This is a genomic window from Maribellus luteus, from assembly GCF_003576475.1.
GTDB lineage: Bacteria > Bacteroidota > Bacteroidia > Bacteroidales > Prolixibacteraceae > Draconibacterium > Draconibacterium luteum.
Genome location: NZ_QWGR01000297.1, coordinates 1 through 516, shown reverse-complemented (window position 1 = coordinate 516; position 516 = coordinate 1). Strand labels below are relative to the sequence as shown.

The 516-nt window shown below is 64.1% G+C and carries 1 protein-coding gene; it reads right to left on the bottom strand.

Going from position 1 to position 516, the window contains the following annotated elements; genetic code table 11:
- Positions 1–59 precede the first annotated feature (59 nt).
- A partial coding sequence (locus D1614_RS28970) for an electron transfer flavoprotein subunit beta/FixA family protein (RefSeq protein ID WP_147384425.1) occupies positions 60–516 on the bottom strand: 457 nt, incomplete at its 5' end.

The following is a 516-nucleotide window of genomic DNA, read 5'->3' as shown; positions in this document are numbered from 1 at the left end:
CTGCCTGTTCGGTGTGCTTGAAGTTGCGTGCGGTTGCGGGAAGGTTACAAACCCGCCCCTTACAGCACCTTGGCTTCCGTCTTGAGCTTGGACACCAGCGTGGCCACATCGGGCACCATCACGCCGGCGCTGCGCTTGGCGGGCTCGACCACCTTCAGCGTCTTCAGGCGCGGTGCAACGTCCACGCCCAGATCTTCCGGCTTGACCGTGTCGAGCTGCTTCTTCTTCGCCTTCATGATGTTCGGCAGCGTCACGTAGCGCGGCTCGTTCAGGCGCAGGTCGGTGGTGACCACGGCCGGCAGCGTGACCGACAGGGTCTCCAGGCCGCCGTCCACTTCACGCGTGACCGAAGCCTTGCCGTCGGCAATCTGCACCTTCGAGGCAAACGTGGCTTGCGGCAGGCCGGCCAGCGCAGCCAGCATCTGGCCGGTCTGGTTGGCGTCGTCGTCAATCGCCTGCTTGCCGAGGATGATCAGCTGAGGCTGTTCCTTGTCGACCAGCGCTTTGAGCAGCTTG